12 protein-coding genes are annotated in these 14,760 nt (G+C 30.3%); 6 read left to right on the forward strand and 6 right to left on the reverse strand.

Translation table 11 applies throughout. The features are described 5' to 3' along the window. Positions 1 to 10: 10 nt before the first annotated feature. Together ACREWB_RS11095 and ACREWB_RS11100 are read right to left on the reverse strand one after the other, a co-directional pair. Positions 11 to 2,002, reverse strand: coding sequence for a fructose-1,6-bisphosphatase (locus tag ACREWB_RS11095; RefSeq protein WP_431547501.1), 1,992 nt, complete (start codon positions 2,000 to 2,002; stop codon positions 11 to 13). A gap of 192 nt (positions 2,003 to 2,194) precedes the next feature. Next, positions 2,195 to 3,838 (reverse strand): SulP family inorganic anion transporter, encoded by a 1,644-nt coding sequence (locus ACREWB_RS11100; protein WP_431547502.1) that lies wholly within the window; start codon positions 3,836 to 3,838, stop codon positions 2,195 to 2,197. 357 nt (positions 3,839 to 4,195) lie between these two features. Here ACREWB_RS11100 and ACREWB_RS11105 point away from each other — a divergent pair, with 357 nt between their 5' ends. From ACREWB_RS11105 to ACREWB_RS11115, 3 genes are all read left to right on the forward strand, one after another. Continuing rightward, positions 4,196 to 5,203 carry a MarR family transcriptional regulator gene (locus tag ACREWB_RS11105; RefSeq protein ID WP_431547503.1) on the forward strand — a complete coding sequence of 336 codons (1,008 nt, stop codon included), beginning with the start codon at positions 4,196 to 4,198 and terminating at the stop codon, positions 5,201 to 5,203. 207 nt (positions 5,204 to 5,410) lie between these two features. Further along, positions 5,411 to 5,980 (forward strand): LemA family protein, encoded by a 570-nt coding sequence (locus ACREWB_RS11110; RefSeq protein WP_431547504.1) that lies wholly within the window; start codon positions 5,411 to 5,413, stop codon positions 5,978 to 5,980. A 9-nt stretch (positions 5,981 to 5,989) separates the two neighbouring features. After that, positions 5,990 to 6,796 carry a TPM domain-containing protein gene (locus tag ACREWB_RS11115; protein WP_431547505.1) on the forward strand — a complete coding sequence of 269 codons (807 nt, stop codon included), beginning with the start codon at positions 5,990 to 5,992 and terminating at the stop codon, positions 6,794 to 6,796. A 222-nt stretch (positions 6,797 to 7,018) separates the two neighbouring features. On the opposite strand, the gene ACREWB_RS11120 is transcribed toward ACREWB_RS11115, so the two are convergent. Then, positions 7,019 to 7,630 (reverse strand): DUF4230 domain-containing protein, encoded by a 612-nt coding sequence (locus tag ACREWB_RS11120; RefSeq protein WP_431547506.1) that lies wholly within the window; start codon positions 7,628 to 7,630, stop codon positions 7,019 to 7,021. 207 nt (positions 7,631 to 7,837) lie between these two features. On the opposite strand from ACREWB_RS11120, the gene glgP reads away from it, so the two are divergent. Next, positions 7,838 to 9,457 (forward strand): alpha-glucan family phosphorylase, encoded by a 1,620-nt coding sequence (gene glgP, locus ACREWB_RS11125; protein WP_431547507.1) that lies wholly within the window; start codon positions 7,838 to 7,840, stop codon positions 9,455 to 9,457. Between the two features lie 46 nt (positions 9,458 to 9,503). Here the strand turns inward: glgP and ACREWB_RS11130 are convergent, their stop codons facing one another. Both ACREWB_RS11130 and ACREWB_RS11135 read right to left on the reverse strand, forming a co-directional pair. Continuing rightward, complete coding sequence (locus ACREWB_RS11130; protein ID WP_431547508.1) at positions 9,504 to 10,532, reverse strand: branched-chain amino acid aminotransferase; 1,029 nt, start codon at positions 10,530 to 10,532, stop codon at positions 9,504 to 9,506. 169 nt (positions 10,533 to 10,701) lie between these two features. After that, positions 10,702 to 11,343 carry a RusA family crossover junction endodeoxyribonuclease gene (locus ACREWB_RS11135; protein WP_431547509.1) on the reverse strand — a complete coding sequence of 214 codons (642 nt, stop codon included), beginning with the start codon at positions 11,341 to 11,343 and terminating at the stop codon, positions 10,702 to 10,704. A gap of 233 nt (positions 11,344 to 11,576) precedes the next feature. On the opposite strand from ACREWB_RS11135, the gene tsaD reads away from it, so the two are divergent. Beyond that, the gene (gene tsaD / locus ACREWB_RS11140; protein ID WP_431547510.1) at positions 11,577 to 12,599 is read left to right on the forward strand and encodes a tRNA (adenosine(37)-N6)-threonylcarbamoyltransferase complex transferase subunit TsaD; all 1,023 of its coding nucleotides are present in this window, start codon (positions 11,577 to 11,579) and stop codon (positions 12,597 to 12,599) included. A 70-nt stretch (positions 12,600 to 12,669) separates the two neighbouring features. Here the strand turns inward: tsaD and ACREWB_RS11145 are convergent, their stop codons facing one another. After that, positions 12,670 to 13,776 (reverse strand): AI-2E family transporter, encoded by a 1,107-nt coding sequence (locus ACREWB_RS11145; RefSeq protein ID WP_431547511.1) that lies wholly within the window; start codon positions 13,774 to 13,776, stop codon positions 12,670 to 12,672. A 353-nt stretch (positions 13,777 to 14,129) separates the two neighbouring features. Here ACREWB_RS11145 and ACREWB_RS11150 point away from each other — a divergent pair, with 353 nt between their 5' ends. Further along, positions 14,130 to 14,753 carry a TetR/AcrR family transcriptional regulator gene (locus ACREWB_RS11150; RefSeq protein WP_431547512.1) on the forward strand — a complete coding sequence of 208 codons (624 nt, stop codon included), beginning with the start codon at positions 14,130 to 14,132 and terminating at the stop codon, positions 14,751 to 14,753. The last annotated feature ends 7 nt before the right edge of the window (positions 14,754 to 14,760 follow it).

A 14,760-nucleotide genomic window follows, 5' to 3' on the forward strand; every position in this document is an offset into this window, starting at 1 on the left:
TTTATGAATATTACCTTTGTTCTTTAATAAGGCCCTTTCTATATGCTGTAAGTAGCAACTCTAAATCTTTAATTTGCTCTTTTATTTCTAGGCCAACATCTGTATCTATTACACGTTTGCGGCTTGTAGCTGTTTCTAAAACTATAGTAGACGATAAGATATCCTTACCTTCATCGATAGCTTTTTGTCTAGATTCAAAAGGAGCATGTGATGCTAAAAGTAGTCCATAGGAATTATAAATAAGAGTATATCCAGCTATACCTGTTTGCGGTTGGTAAGCCTTAGAAAAACCGCCATCAATAACTAAAAGTTTACCGTTAGCTTTTATAGGGCTCTCACCTTGTTTAGTTTTTACTGGGACGTGACCATTTATAATGTGTGAGTTATTGATAGGCAAATCAAATTCAGTCAATATATTGTTGCAAATTGTTTCATCATCCCTATATTTATAGTATGGATTTTTAATTTCTATATGAGTACTTTTGTCATTTATAAAATATCTCTCAAATGTAGTCATTTTATCTTTACCAAATAGGGGAGAATTGGAACCACACCACAAATACCATATGGTGTCTAGTGCATAAAGTTTAGATTCTGAATCGCTTTTGCCAAAATAAGCTTCTCTTGCCACTCGTTCAGTTCTATCGATATATGTTTTTCCACTATATATAACATTATCTATTCTCATTTTTTTAAAACTACCATCTTGGTTTAATGCTATGCAACCATGATAAAGCAAATTGGAGTTGTACTTTAAGTACATACTACCCTTCGAATATAAGAAACGTACGTGTTTCTGGAGTTTTTCACTGTTGGAGAAAGAAGATTTAAGTTTGTTAATAAGTTCTCTTTCATCTTCAGTTAATCTATAGGGGTCAGTTGGGTCAATAGTTGGGAAATTAGTATCATTTAGCTTATACTCTTTTCCGTCAATATTTATGCAACCCTTTTCATAGTCTATCTCATGGAGAAGAAGCCTATCTTGCATTTCATAATGTGGACGCCTTTTTATTACTTGACCTTCAAGTTTAAATTGAATTATGGAAATAGCTTTATGCATTTGCGACATTAGGTTAAGATCTTTTTCTCTATAATTATTTTCTGGAAAAATTTTTGGCTTAAAAGATTTGCAAGGGTCATTCCCATAAAAATCTAAAGCAAAAGTTGCAAGAGGCAATAAGTTAATACCATAACCTTCCTCGATTGTATCTAAATTTGCATATCTTGTTGAAATACGAAGTACATTTGCAATGCAACTGTCAGACCCCGCGGCAGCTCCCATCCAAAGTATGTCGTGATTACCCCATTGTATATCAATAGAGTGATACTTTATAAGAGTATCTAAGATTATATGCGCTCCAGGACCTCGGTCATAAATGTCTCCTAAAATATGGAGTCTATCTATAGTTAGTCTTTGAATTAGGTTTGCAATAGCAACTATAAATTCTTTAGCTCTACCAGTTTTAATTATGGTCTGAATAATTTCGTTGTAATATTCCTGTTTATTAAAAGTGTTTTGTTGTTCATGGAGTAATTCTTCAATAATATAAGAGAAATCTTGTGGCAGTGCTTTCCTGACTTTAGATCTAGTATATTTAGAGGAGACTGCTCTACAAATTTTAATAAGTTTATGAAGTGTGATTTTGTACCAATCTTCTATATCATCTTCTTCTCTAAGCGCTATGTCTAACTTTTGTTCGGGATAGTAAATAACGGTTGCAAGTTCTTTTTTTTCTGTTTCTCTAAGTGAAGTACCAAAAATATCATTAATTTTTCGTTTTATTACACCAGAAGCATTCCTAAGAACATGAGTAAAGGATTCATATTCACCATGAATATCTGTAAGAAAATGTTCAGTTCCCTTAGGCAAATTTAGGATAGCTTGTAGATTTATAATTTCCGTACAAGCATCTGGAATTGTAGGATACTTGCTAGCTAGTAGCTTAACATATCTTAAATCTTCTGCTATAGTATCAATATATGATTCACTAGAAATTATCATTCTTGACTCTCCTTTATAATTACATTAATTTTATTTGTATAGCTTATTTAATATAAAAGCTACATTTAATATTATAATACATTATTATAGAATATTGTATTATAATAAAAACTTTTTTAATAAATAGTAAAAGGTACACCGGCATATACCAGTGCACCTTTTGCTATTTTAAATATACTGTTGTAAGTTAATTTACTTTATTAGTAAGGAATTAGCTCTATCAATAGCTTCTTCAACACTATTACAGAAATTCTCTTTTCCTATAAGAGTTACAAATCCATATTTTTCAAGAACATTAAAAGGCTGTTCTTGCAGGTTTAACATTATTAACTCCGTATGATGTTTTTTACATGTTTCATAAAGCATTTCTAAAGCATGATATCCTGTAGCGTCAATAGCAGGTACATTGGACATTTTTATAATTAAAATCTTAGTAGGAACGCCAAGTTCTCTAATTGCATGCATGAATTTGTCTGCCGCACCAAAGAAGAAAGGTCCATTAATTTCATATACAGATACATTTTCAGGGGTTTTTATGCTATCTATAAGCTCTATCTGATCTCTATCTTCATGTTCATCAAGAATATATCTCACATCTGAAACATCTGCCATTCTTTTCATAAATAGCAATGAGGCAAGCATTAAACCTATTCCAATAGCAATTACTAAATCGAAGAATATTGTTAGAGAAAAAGTAACTAAAAGAACCGCTGCATCACTTTTAGGGGCTTTAAATATTTGTTGAAAGGATTCCCATTCACCCATATTGTAAGAAACTACGATTAATATTGCAGCCAAAGCTGACATAGGCACAAGTTTTACATATGGCATAAATACTAGGAGTATTATTAATAAAGTTACTGCATGAACAATTCCTGCAACAGGAGTTCTACCACCGTTTTTTACATTAGCAGCAGTTCTTGCTATAGCACCAGTTACAGGGATACCGCCAACAAGACCAGAACAGATATTAGCTACGCCTTGTCCTACAAGTTCCATGTTAGAACGATGTGAACCACCAATCATACCATCAGCAACTACTGCAGATAGTAAGGATTCTATTGATCCTAAGATTGCAATAGTTAAAGCTGGAAGCATTAGCTGTTTTATCATACTAAAAGAAGTATGAGGAAAAGCAATACTAGGTAATGCACTTGAAATATTACCAAAACGGCTTCCGATGGTTTCGATATTTAAATTGAATAAGAGAGCTATTACAGTAGCTACTATTATTGCAATAAGCGTTCCTGGAATTTTTTTATTTATTTTAGGCCAAAATATAATTATTGAAAGTGAAAGAATACCAATAAGCACACTTTGCATATTTAAAGTATTAAAACTGTCAAAATAAGCAATCCATTTAGGAGCAAATTCTGAAGGAACAGTTTTCATAGTTAGTCCAAAGAAGTCTTTAATCTGAGTGGAAAAAATAATAATTGCAATACCGCTTGTGAATCCGGTGGTAATAGGGTAAGGAATAAATTTCAGCATACCACCAAATTTTAAAACTCCCATTATTACAAGGAAAATACCAGCCATTATTGTAGCTACGATTAGGCCGTCAATACCAAATTGTTGGACTATACCGGCTACGATAACTACAAAAGCACCAGTAGGACCGCCAATTTGAACTCTGCTTCCGCCAAGGAGTGAGACTACAAATCCACCTACAATTGCTGTATATATTCCTTTTTCAGGTGATACACCAGAGGCTATGGCAAGAGCTATAGCTAAAGGTAGAGCAATAATAGCTACGATAACTCCTGCGATAAAATCTTTTATAAATTGATCTTTTGAATAATCTTTTAAACAGGTAACTAGTTTTGGTACAAACATAAATTCCACTCCTTTATTTTAATTAGCATTCGAATGTTAGGAATAAAAAACATTCAAGTATTAGGTTACTTGAAAAAGAATTATTTCAATATATATCCATCTAAACATATAAGTTTTTGACACTAAGATGAGAAAAAACAAAAATATATTTAGTTGCATATAATATTTAATACTGTATAACATATTTAATAATATCATATTTTAAGATGAAAAACAATGAATAATATGTACGTTTTAATAGGAAAAATTATTCTGTTGATATGATATAATATTTTTGGTACAATCTATTGACTGATGAATTAGCATATGAAAATAGTAAATCATATAAATGCTAAAGGTCATATAAGGGGATATGTTATGGAGAAAAACTTATACTTATTTAATATACATTCGTTATATAATTTAGCAAGATATGCTTTTTTGAAAATTGAATCTAATTATGCAAGGACGGTGGAGGAATCTGGTATAACACTACCTCAACTTAGAATTCTTTGGATTATTAAAGTTTTCCCAGGAATTTCACTTAGTAACGTCGCAAGAATTGGATGTTGGTCTTCACCTACTGTTAGTAATATGATTAAAATATTAATGGATAAAAGGTTGATATTTAAAGAAGAAACTATAAATAAAAAATTATATAAATTTCAATTAACAGAAATGGGTAAATATTTTATTAATATAAACAAACAAGATAGGGAAAAAAAATTCTACCTTTTTGATTTAATAGGTTTATTTTCACATAGGGAATTAGATTTTATTATACATATTTTTACTAAAATTATAATAAAAGAAAAGAAAGAGTTTATTTTTGAATATATTGATAGAATTAATCAAATGAACTTAAAGATTGATTTAGCAGGTTTTGATGAAAATAAGGTTAGTATAATAAAAAAGACAATTAGTATATATAATTTTTTAAGAACATTTATATTAACGGTTAAAAGTAATCACAATGAACCACTTAAGCAGTTTAATGTGACTTATGCTCAACTGAGGGCACTATGGATAATTGATGCATTTCCAGGTATCACATCAAGTGAATTAAGTGAAATTAGCTTTTGGTCACCATCTACAGTTCACGTAATAGTAAAAAATTTAATTAGTAAAGATTTTATTTGTAAAGAAAAAGCAGCAATCAAAAATGCTCTTTACTTAGATATAACAGAACATGGTGAGAGACTTATAATTGATGATTTTAATAAAAATCAAAAGAGTATGTTAATTTTTGAAGAATTAAAAGATATAAGTTTAGATGAATTAATAGCTTTAAATGGACTTCTAATGAGAATGAATAGTAAACTTGGAAATTATAAAACGGAGGAATACATAAAAAAAACCTTTGATATTATTAATAATAGAACATAAAAAGATGATTTTAATTAGGAATCATCTTTTTTTATTATATTAAAAATATAATTTTCAGATATTACATAATTTCAAGCAATAAATAGCAAATTAGTATAGTATCCTTATAAAATTCATAAATATAATATAAGGATAAAATTGAATTAATTATTAGCTGAATTAAGTGTAAATAAATTATATATTATAAAATAGAAAGGTGGGATAGATATGAATAAAACTCTAAGGACCGTTGCCATTGTCGTTGCAGTATTTTTAGTTATAACAATGCCTATTGTTGGAGGCTACAATAAGATGGTTAGTTTAGACCAAAAGGTAAAAGTCTCAGAAGGTAATATAGACACCCAACTCCAAAGAAGGTCAGATTTGATTCCCAATTTGGTTGAAACAGTAAAAGGATATGCATCACAAGAAAAAGAAATATTTATACAAATAGCGGAAGCCAGGGCTAAACTTTCCGGATCAAAAACCGTAGGTGATAAAGCAGAGGCGGATAGTGAACTTGGTACCGCGCTATCAAGGCTATTAGTAGTTGTAGAAAGATATCCAGAATTAAAATCTAGTCAGAATTTCAGAGATTTGACCGTAGCGCTGGAGGGTACAGAAAATAGAATAGGTACAGCAAGGCAAGATTATAATAAAAGTGTTGATAATTATAATACTACAATTAAAAAATTCCCCGGTTCTATTATTGCAGGAACTTTTAGGTTCGTAGAAAAAGAATATTATAAAGCTAGTGAATCTGCTAAAGAATTACCCAAAGTTAATTTTAGTAAATAGGAGTAGAATATGAAAAATTATTTGATAAAAACTATTAGTAAAATTTACAATATTATGTTATGCACACTTTTATTAAGCTCAATAATATCTATGAACATGGTAAATGCAGAGGTTAAATTTCCTAGGGCTACAGCATCAAAATATATTAATGATTATGTGGGACAGATAGATGCTGCCTCTGCACAATATATTATGTCAATAGGCAAGGAACTAGAAGATAAAACAGGAGCACAGGCTATTGTGGTGGTTATAGATACCTTGGAGGGTGAACCAATAGAAACTTATGCCAATGGTATATTTAGAGAGTGGGGTATTGGGCAAAAGGATAAAAATAATGGGCTATTAATTTTATTATCAATAAGTGAAAGAAAGTGGAGAGTAGAGGTGGGCACAGGTCTAGAGGGTGCTATTACAGATATATACTCTTCAAGAGTCATGAATGAAATTGCAGTGCCTAAGTTTAAACAAAACCAATATGGACAGGGACTTAGTGAGGCATATTCGGTTTTATTGGATAATATAGCCAAAGAATATGAAGTAACATTAGACAAGAATATTAATGTTCCTAAATATACTGAAAGTATAAAAAATTCCAATACATCTAAAAGTGGAAATGGAATTTTAGTAATAGGAGTTATTTTGATAATTCTTCTGGATTTTATTTTTAATAGGGGAAGAGTAACTAGATTTATGATTAAAGTTCTATTTTGGAGTGCGATTTTTGGACGTGGAGGAAGAAATGGTAGAAGTGGTGGTGGTTTTGGAGGGTTCGGTGGTGGATCGTCAAGTGGTGGTGGCTCCTCTGGGGGATATTAATTTTCCGATTTGGTAGAATGTAATAAAAATGTTGAAATAATTGGATTATGTTACAATGTTATTTATATAAAAATAAAAGTATAATATTAATTAAGTGCATTAAAAAAAATACCATAAGGACTTGTTATTTATTTAGTGTTCTTTCTAGGACCCCTACTAGTAAAATGAAATAATTAAAAGCAGAAAAACAATGTTTTCTGCTTTTATCTATTTTAAGTTTATTTATTTGAAAACTATTGTTACATTTTCAAATTTCATATCTAATAGAATGCCCTGTAAAAGTAATTTGGCATTATTGTTAGCTTCATCTAAAAATCCTTTTTTTAATAAATTTGTTTCAATCACAATCTTTTCATTACTAACTTCATTTATAATATCTTGCATACTCAGTTTATTAAACATTGAAGATTTTTCATCATAAACAAAAAAATCTTCATTATTGATTACATGATCAAGTATCTTAGATTTTTTTAAAGTAATGGTAACATCTTTTTCATTAACAACAACGGTTAAATCTTTTAAATCCACCCCAGCTTTAATATAGCCACTATATTTTATAAAAAATGATTTTTCAGTAAAGGGAATAGGGAAATTTTTGAATTTTTTAGTGTTTTTTAAAGCTAATATATTAGAATAGTTATATTTTATTGTAGAAAGTTCTGATATTTTTGATAATCTTTCCGTAATAAGCGTAGAAGAGATATCTTGTTCGTTATTAATACTATTTATAATGGAATAAATCATTATGATTGAAATGGTTGTGCATAAGAGCATAATTATAAAAAAAATTTTGCTTTTATTTTTTATAGGTTTAAAGACTGATCTTAAATTCATATTAAAACAACTCCTTATTAAATAATTACAAAAGATTATTATTATAGTATATGGTAGGGTAGTATGATTTTAAAACTATAAAAGCAATTAAAAGGTATAGATAATTAATAAACGTCATTTTGAAAATATAAATTTTGATGCAATCGGTTGCATTAATACGAAAAATTATGTATAATAAATATAAATGGATATAGGAGGGAAAAATTAATGGATAACAATAATCTTCCAAGAGTTGCTTATTTTTGTATGGAGTATGGACTTAATTCAGATTTCAAAGCATATGCAGGGGGACTAGGTATACTTGCAGGTGATCATTTAAAAGGAGCTAAAGACTTGAAACTTCCACTGATTGGAATAGGTCTTAAGTGGAAACAAGGATATACGGAACAACTCATAGATGAAAATGGGAAAGCATATGATACATATCATAACTATACTTATGATTTTTTAGAAGATACAGGGGTAAAAGTAACTGTTAAAATTAGAAATTTAGATGTAGTATGCAAGGTTTGGAAATTAGAAGAATTTGGGAATGTACCCCTATATCTTTTAGATACTGACATACCAGAAAATGGCGATACTTGGATAACAGGTCAATTATATGGGTGGTTTGGAGAAGAACGAATTGCGCAAGAAATAGTTTTAGGTATAGGTGGAGTAAAAGCTTTAAGAGCTTTAGATATTCCTATTGATGTATATCATTTTAATGAAGGGCATGCAGCACTGGCGGCTACAGAGCTTATAAAAGAAAAAATGCAATCAGGATATAGTTTTGAGGAAGCTTGGAACAAAACTCGCGAAGAAGTAGTATTTACAACTCACACTCCAATAGTTGAAGGCAATGAATCTCATGACGTTTCTAAATTAGAGTATATGGGAGCATTTAATGGATTAACTAGAGAGCAAATGGTTAGATTTGGTGGAGAACCATTCAATATGACTGTAGCAGGACTTAGATTATCAAGGAAAGCTAATGCTGTAGCACAGCTTCATATGGAAACTGCAAACAAAATGTGGAAAACTGTGGCTGGGAGATCCGAAATTATTGGTATAACTAATGGAGTGCATAAACCATCTTGGGTAGACGATCGAATTACTAAGGCTTATGAAAATAATGGGGACCTATGGGAAACTCACATAACTGTTAAAAAAGAATTAATAGAATTTATTAATGAAAGAACAGGAGTAAAACTTGATGTAGATAAGTTACTTATTGGATTTTCAAGAAGAGCTGCACCTTATAAAAGAAGTGATTTAATATTTACTGACGAAGAGATTATTTCTCCACTACTTAAAAGTGGTAAAGTACAAATCGTATTTTCAGGAAAAGCACATCCACTTGATGATACAGGAAAAGAAATAGTTGAAAAATTAGTAAGAATGATGAAAAAGTATCCTAACAGTGTTGTATTTTTAGAAAATTATGACATGAATATAGGAAGAATGTTAACTAGGGGATCAGATATATGGTTAAATAATCCAAGAAGACCTCTAGAAGCAAGTGGAACTTCAGGGATGAAAGCTGCCATGAATGGTGTGCTTAATTGTTCTATTTTAGATGGTTGGTGGCCAGAGGCTTGTAATGATGACGTAAATGGGTGGCAGTTTGGAGACGCAGTAAGCCTTAATGAATTATCTCCGGTAGAATTAGATAAACATGATACAGCAGCCCTTTATGATACATTAATAAATAGAGTTATGGTTACTTATTATGACAACAGAGAAAAATGGGTAGAAATGATGAAAGAAAGTATTAAAACTACAAGCTATGCATTTTCAGTAGAGAGAATGTTAGATGAATACTATAATAAGATGTATATAAAATAATCTATTAAAAAAACACAACTTCCAATTGGAAGTTGTGTTTTTTTAATTATTTTACTTCTACTATCCATCCTTCAGGAGGTTTTACATCTCCAAACTGAATTCCATAAAGAGTATCATAAAGTTTTTTAGTAATGGGGCCTACTTCTGTTTCACTGTGAAAAATATGAAGGTTACCCTTATATTCTATGCCACCAATAGGGGATATTACAGCGGCAGTACCACATGCACCCGTTTCTTTAAATTCATCAAGATTATTTACTAGAACATCTCTTTCTTGTACCTCTAATTCTAAATATTCTTTTGCAAGGTATAATAGTGAATACTTAGTTATGCTAGCAAGAATCGATGGAGATTTTGGAGTTACAAATATATTATCTTTGGTAATTCCAAAGAAGTTTGCAGCGCCTACTTCTTCAATTTTGGTATGAGTTGCAGGATCAAGGTATATACAGTCTGCAAAACCTTTTTCTTTAGCAAACTCATGAGCCAAAAGACTTGCAGCATAATTCCCTCCAACCTTTGCGGCTCCAGTTCCATGAGGTGCCGCTCTATCGTAGTCTTCTGAAATCATAAAGTTTACTGGAGCAAGCCCACCTTTGAAATAAGCGCCTACAGGACAACAGAATATTCCAAATAAAAATTCAGGAGCTGTTCTTACTCCTAGATTATCACCAATACCTATGACATAAGGCCTAAGATAAAGTGTTGCACCAGTTCCATATGGTGGAACAAAAGCTTCATTTGCTTTAACAACTTGAATACAGGCATCAACAAATTTCTCCACGGGTATTTCGGGCATAAGGATACGGTTACAACTTGCACTAATACGTTTAGCATTTTCATAAGGCCTGAACAGTTGGATTTTACCATCTTTTGTACGATAGGCTTTTAAGCCTTCAAAACATTGTTGGCCATAATGAATAGCAGTTGAAGCCTCACTTATAGAAATCTTATTATCTTCAACAAGTTTTCCATCATCCCATTTTCCATTCTTCCATATTGAAACATAACGTAAATCTGTTTTAGTATAACTAAAACCCAATTTACTCCAATCGATATTAACATTTGTGCTCATATTAATCCTCCTATTATGTAGAATTTGGTTCTTTTTTTATAAAAAAATTTCTATAATATATTAATACGATTATTATAACATAAAGTATGGACAAGAAATCACACTAGCAGCATTTAAACCAATAAAATTCAGAATATTTTTAAAACAGTAAAGAGACACACTAATATTCTTAAAATAATTTCTTGAAACAACTCTTACATAAAGTAGTTTTACCCTTGTTTGCAGAAAGACAATCATCCTTTAAAACTTGTTTACCACATATTTCACATATGTGTTTTGAGGAAGGGCCACAATTAGCAGTCATAGAATTAGATTTATTTATATTAGCACCTAAAACACTTTTCTTATTTGATGGTAGATTATAATTAATAGGTTCCGACTTTTCCTTATTATTAACTATTAAATAATCAATGCTATATGCACTTTCTCCAAAAAGTTCCAACTCAAACCTGGGATTTTTTGCATCATAAAACTCTTCAATAATAATTCTTGTAACTTGGGCGTCATTTACTATAAGTCCACTTTTCTCAATGCCATCAAAAATACTTTTTGTTATATTGGTTGTATCAGGATGTCTTTTTTTACTTTTATAGAATACTTTTAAAACAGCAATAAGAGATTCAGTTAAGATAATACTTGGATTTTGGCTTCTACATTGATAAGCAATCTCTTCTTCATATAGTGCATATCTATCATGGTATTTACCAGAATTATAAGGTAAAATAGCTCTTCCATTCATGTTAGAAAGTTTAAAATTAGATTTTGTAATAGGTGAGCCTTTTATTATGACTTTTGCGTATGTGTTACTCATAAATGCCTCCTAGGTTATATATATAATATATATTAACTGTTGATTAATTTTTCAAAAATATAATCATATGTACAAGTATATCATAGAAAAAATTTGATATCATATAGTTAATAAAGTATAATTGGTTTGTGTAATTAATAGATATAACCATTATAATAATGTAACTATATTTAGAATGGTTTTACGAATATATAGAAAAATCATATAAACAATACTAAAGGTGGGTAAAAACAATGGAAAAAGATATTAAAATACTTGCAATTGAATCAAGTTGTGATGAGACCGCAGCAGCGGTAGTGGTGAATGGACGCCAGGTTCTATCAAATATAATTGCATCACAAATTGATATACATGAAAAATTTGGAGGGGTTGTTCCAGAGGTAGCATCTAGAATGCATATAGAAGTAATAAGTGCTGTGGTTCAAGAGGCACTAGATGAAGCAGAAGTTACATTAGATGACATAGATGCAATAGGAGTAACTTATGGACCAGGGCTTGTAGGGGCACTACTAGTAGGAGTTCAATATGCTAAGGGTCTAGCATATGCAACGGGTAAACCACTAGTAGGAGTTAATCATATAGAAGGTCATATTAGTGCTAATTTTATTCAATATAAGACGCTTAAACCACCCTTTGTATGCTTGGTAGTTTCAGGAGGGCACACATTTATTGTGTATATGAAAGATTATGGTGAGTTTGAAATTATGGCTCAAACTAGAGATGATGCAGCTGGAGAAGCATTCGATAAGGTGGCTAGGGCTATTGGTCTTGGATATCCAGGTGGTCCTAAAATAGATAAAATAGCAAAAGAAGGAAATGAAAATGCTATAGTGTTTCCAAGAGCTAAATTTCATGATAATACCTTAGACTTTTCTTTTAGTGGAGTTAAATCAGCGGTGTTGAATTATTTGAACAAAATGAATATGAAAAATGAAAAAATTAATGTGCCTGATGTGGCAGCATCTTTTCAAAAGGCAGTGGTTAGTGTCTTAGTAGACAATGCTATGAAGGCTTGCGTAATTAAAGGTGTAGATAAAATAACACTCGCAGGTGGCGTTGCATCAAATTCTTGCCTTAGAGAGACGATGACAATAGAAGGACAAAAGAAAAGTATTAAAGTTTTGTATCCGGAAATAATACTTTGCACAGATAATGCAGCTATGATTGGAAGTGCAGCTTATTTTGAACTAATTAAAGGAAGAGTTTCGGGGCTAACGCTGAATGCAATACCAAATTTAAAACTGGGGGACAGATAGCAAATAAAAAAAGAAATGCCGGTATATTGATACCGGTATTTCTTTTTTTATATATTTTATTGTGAAATAATTATAATTCAATATCTTTTTCCATAAGTTTTCGGTTAATGGATCTTTTAACTAGCAGTACAATAACTGCTAGTGTAGGTGCTCCGAGGAACATGCCAAGAAGACCAAAGGCTCCACCGCCTATAAGTATGGCAAGTATAATAAGTAAAGGACTTAATCCAAGAGAGTTTCCAAGTATCTTAGGTCCTAAGTACAACCCATCAAATTGCTGAAGAGCAATAATGAATACAAGCACCCAAAAGGCAGCTATAGGGCTATAAAATAGAGTGATGAAAAAAGCGGGAACCATTCCAATAAGTGGACCGAAATATGGAATCATATTTGTAAATCCGATTATTAAGCTTATAAGCACGGTATAAGGTACTCCGAAAATACTAAGTCCCACAAAGCACATAAGAGCAATAATAAGTGAGTCTATGGTTTTTCCTATAACAAAATTAGAAAAAATATTATTTACTTCGTCACCGAATATTATAAAACTATCTGCCTTTTCTTTTGCTAAAATTGCATAAATTAATTTTTTTATATTTAATATTAAAATTTCTTTATCCTTTAGAAGATATATAGAAACAATAAATCCAAATAAAAACTTCATAATTGAAGAGGTAAAGCCTATGGCAGTTAGGAAAGCTACATTAATACCAACATTTAAAAAATCACTTAACTTAGCCGTCAAAGTAGTAGCATTTTCATTTAAATATTCAGTTACACCATATTTATCAAGTAATTGAATCTTGTCCATATTTTTAGTAAACCAAATTTGAGTTTTAGATATATATCCAGGAGTTAGAGATGCCAGTTCACTAATATTATCACCTATATTTGGGGTTAGTATAGTGATACTAAAATATAATATTCCTAAAACAATTATATATAGTGAGAGCAAAGTTACGACACGTTTTGTATGGAAATTGTTTTCAATAATAACCATAATTGGGTTTAATAAATAGGCTATGCCGAACGCCCATATAAATGAGCTTATGTATGATATAAAAACACTAATACCATTTGTAAGCAGCTCTATATCATTTACCACTCTGAATAAAATAAAGGTTATTAAGATAATTGGAATTAAATTTAAATAAGGGATTCGTTTATTTTTGAACAAGCTCAATTCACTTCCTTAGTTAGGGATTATTTTAATATTAATATCATAATATTATATATCATAAATATTAAATTTAAAAGATGTTTATGATATATTTGAGGAGATTATATATTAAAGTATTGACCACGAAAGTTGTTGTTAATCAAAATAAAGTATCTGGAATAAAAATAGACTATTATATTGCGTAGTCTATTTTACTTTTTTGTCTAACTATAAAAAAGCATTATGAATGTTCATATATTATTTATAATATAATTATTGACTAATGGTCATAAAAGTATATACTAAATAAGTACGGTAAACAAATGACTGTTGGTCACAAATAAAAGGATAAGAAGGATGGTAAGTGAACTATGGAAAAAGATAAGATTATTAAAAGCAAACAAAGTAAATCAGAAATAAATAAGTTAAAGAAACAAAAGAGCCTATACGATGCAGCTTATGAACTTTTTACAACTAAAGGGATTAATGACACTGCTATAAACGATATTGTAAAAAAAGCAGGAGTTGCTAAAGGAACGTTTTATCTTTACTTTAAAGATAAATATCATATTATTGACTTTATAATTTTAAGAAAGAGTTCAAAAGTATTAAAAGAAGCTATTGAGGTATCTATGAATAAGGAGTTTAAAGAATTTAATGATAAAGTAATCTTCTTTGTAGATTATATAATTGAGTACTTAAGGAGTGATAAAAGGCTTTTAAGGCTTATCTATAAGAATCTTTCTTGGGGCATTTATAGAAAGGTCATAGCAGAACCTTTGGAGTACGACGAAATGAAAGAAATCGCAAAAGTGTTTATGGATAATATAGTGAGTGAAACTATGTGTATAAACGAAGCTGAAAAAACATTATTTATGATTATTGAGCTAACAGGTTCCGTGTGCTATAGCTCAATTATTTTAGAGGAGCCAGATACTATAGACAATATGAAACCTATGTTATTTAAAACTATTAAAAAAATGTTACAAAATTAATTTTATA

Origin of the sequence: Clostridium sp. (assembly GCF_050717635.1) — a bacterium.
Taxonomy (GTDB): domain Bacteria; phylum Bacillota; class Clostridia; order Clostridiales; family Clostridiaceae; genus Clostridium_AD.

Excerpts from the sequence above, each read along its gene's own strand:
- ACREWB_RS11105 (WP_431547503.1), top strand. The coding sequence starts at position 4,196 with ATGGAGAAAAACTTATACTTATTTAATATACATTCGTTATATAATTTA.
- ACREWB_RS11135 (WP_431547509.1), bottom strand. The coding sequence starts at position 11,343 with ATGAGTAACACATACGCAAAAGTCATAATAAAAGGCTCACCTATTACA.
- ACREWB_RS11100 (WP_431547502.1), bottom strand. The coding sequence starts at position 3,838 with ATGTTTGTACCAAAACTAGTTACCTGTTTAAAAGATTATTCAAAAGAT.
- ACREWB_RS11150 (WP_431547512.1), top strand. The coding sequence starts at position 14,130 with ATGGAAAAAGATAAGATTATTAAAAGCAAACAAAGTAAATCAGAAATA.
- glgP (WP_431547507.1), top strand. The coding sequence starts at position 7,838 with ATGGATAACAATAATCTTCCAAGAGTTGCTTATTTTTGTATGGAGTAT.
- ACREWB_RS11115 (WP_431547505.1), top strand. The coding sequence starts at position 5,990 with ATGAAAAATTATTTGATAAAAACTATTAGTAAAATTTACAATATTATG.
- tsaD (WP_431547510.1), top strand. The coding sequence starts at position 11,577 with ATGGAAAAAGATATTAAAATACTTGCAATTGAATCAAGTTGTGATGAG.
- ACREWB_RS11130 (WP_431547508.1), bottom strand. The coding sequence starts at position 10,532 with ATGAGCACAAATGTTAATATCGATTGGAGTAAATTGGGTTTTAGTTAT.
- ACREWB_RS11120 (WP_431547506.1), bottom strand. The coding sequence starts at position 7,630 with ATGAATTTAAGATCAGTCTTTAAACCTATAAAAAATAAAAGCAAAATT.
- ACREWB_RS11110 (WP_431547504.1), top strand. The coding sequence starts at position 5,411 with ATGAATAAAACTCTAAGGACCGTTGCCATTGTCGTTGCAGTATTTTTA.
- ACREWB_RS11095 (WP_431547501.1), bottom strand. The coding sequence starts at position 2,002 with ATGATAATTTCTAGTGAATCATATATTGATACTATAGCAGAAGATTTA.